Origin of the sequence: Pedobacter sp. HMWF019 (assembly GCF_003061025.1) — a bacterium.
Classification (GTDB): domain Bacteria; phylum Bacteroidota; class Bacteroidia; order Sphingobacteriales; family Sphingobacteriaceae; genus Pedobacter.
In genome coordinates, this window is sequence record NZ_QAIL01000047.1 from 1 (window position 1) to 2,026 (window position 2,026).

Annotated in this window: 3 protein-coding genes; all 3 read right to left on the reverse strand. The window is 35.0% G+C overall.

Translation table 11 applies throughout. The annotated features are described in order from the left end of the window. Positions 1 to 510 (reverse strand): TolC family protein (locus DBR11_RS03480; RefSeq protein WP_108550229.1); only part of this gene is annotated, 510 nt, incomplete at its 3' end. Positions 511 to 544: 34 nt separating this feature from the next. Continuing rightward, entirely contained in the window at positions 545 to 1,615 is a 1,071-nt protein-coding gene (locus DBR11_RS03485; protein ID WP_108550231.1) for a sugar transferase, read from the reverse strand. A gap of 5 nt (positions 1,616 to 1,620) precedes the next feature. Next, positions 1,621 to 2,026, reverse strand: a 406-nt coding sequence (locus DBR11_RS03490) for a PleD family two-component system response regulator (RefSeq protein WP_369974417.1), incomplete at its 5' end; no start/stop codon positions are given.

Consider the following 2,026-nt stretch of genomic DNA (forward strand, 5'->3'; position numbering starts at 1 on the left):
ATCTACAACACTTGAATTGTCCTGACAGTTTTGAGTTTTTATTTTAAGATCTTTTAATAATCTTAAATAAGTATAATATCTCTTTTTAACCTCATTTGTGAGTGTTGTTTCATATTCCTGATCTTCCAGCTTGGCAATTTTTAATTCTGCCTTTGCTTTTTTTGTCATAGAAGGTTTCTGAAGAAAAACGCCTATGTTAATTGTTGCTCCAAATTGAAAACCATTAACACTGTAAGGATTCGTTTGATCTATCGCAGTCTTATTATCTGGTCTGTAATAATATGATGCAGTTAAAAAATCCAAATAGGATAAGTTCGCTGCAGTTACCCCTGTTTTAGCACGCTCAACATTGGTGTCAAAAATCTTCTTTCTTGGAAAATTGATTTTAGCTGCCTGAATATATTTGTCAAGAGTTGCATAATTGATATCGTCTATCATCGATTCCTGGGCATAAGAGCCATATCCAAAAAAAGTCAGAAAAATCAAGGCTATTTTAAATTTTTGTTTCATGGTTAGTCTTCATTTAAGTAATTTTCAAATTATTTTAAACCTTCTCCTTTTGTATCAGAGCAGGAATAGTTTTCAATATAATTTTCAAGTCCAGTAAAACTGAATAATTATTTGCATAGTAATTATCCAGTTCCTTGCGTTCACGCTCGGACATGTCTTTTTGTCCTCTTTTACTAATCTGCCACAATCCAGTTAAGCCCGCTGGCCCCAAAAACCGTGTAGACCATTCATTAGTGGTCAGCTGCTCCGCTTCATACAAAGGCAAAGGTCGGTTCCCTACCAACGACATGTCTCCTATGAATACATTCATCAACTGTGGCAATTCATCAATACTTGTTTTTCTTAAAAATGCTCCAAATTTTGTAATGCGCGGATCATTCTTAAATTTAACAAACGCAGTCTTTCCAGTTTTGCTATCCCCTTCTGAAGCATATTGGTTCAAATCGGACATAGAACTCAACATCTGATCTGCATCTTGCCGCATGGACCTGAATTTGTAAAAATCAAATATTTTATAACCTGCTCCCACTCTTTTACTTTTATAGATCACTTTTCCTTTAGACTCGAGTCTGATTATCAAAGCAACCACTAGGAATAAAGGGAAAAGAAATAATAATGCCAAGCCAGAAACAATCACATCAAAAATCCTTTTACTTACAGGAACCTGATATACTTGTTCTGTCTGTTGGGCAAGTTCCATCAGTTTAGGTTTGATCAATTTAAATTTAACGAGAAAATTAAGTCGCTCGCAAAAATCTTCCAACGGAAAAGGATAGGTGTAATAGTCATTGACCTTTAAATCAAGCGCTTCCCTTCTCCAGTCCTTATTTTCTTTAACCCCTAAAAGCACAATGATCAATCCCTGAAAAAATGGATTTTCCTTAATGTATCTGACCTGTTCGAAACAGTTGGGATTGTCATCTACCTCTATTAAAATAATATCGGGAATACTTAACAGCGATTGATTATCAAAATAGTATCTAAAGCTCTTTTGGTCATCCAAATACTCAATATGAGCATTAAACTCCTCAGCAATAATACTCCGAATAAGTTTTCCAAAGTATACGATCTTGGCATTGATCTGTGGCTTATCGATTGCAGACATTATCATTATTGTATAAGTTGGGCGATTTGATTCTTTAATTCAGCTGGATTGAAGGGCTTTTCCATGAAATGATCGATTTTGAAAGGCATTTCTTTTACCTTCTCTTCTAAATTGTCAGATCCGGAAAGTAATATAACTGGCGTGTTTCTATAAAAGCCACTGATTTTGAGGTTACGGATTAGGGTACCGCCATCAAAATAAGGCATCATCAGATCTGAAATGATCAGATCGGGATCGTTACCTTCTTCGAGCCAGTCTATGGCTTCTATGCCACTTTTTTTGATCACGAGATCGTATTCTGAAGATAATATAAAGCTCAGTAATTTAAGTATACTGAGTTCATCGTCGACAATCAATATACTTTTCTTGGTCTTTTCTTTGACGCTCTCCATGTTTTGCTGTTTAATATTA

Coding starts and splice junctions, on each gene's coding strand:
- DBR11_RS03485 (WP_108550231.1), bottom strand. CDS start 1,615: ATGTCTGCAATCGATAAGCCACAGATCAATGCCAAGATCGTATACTTT.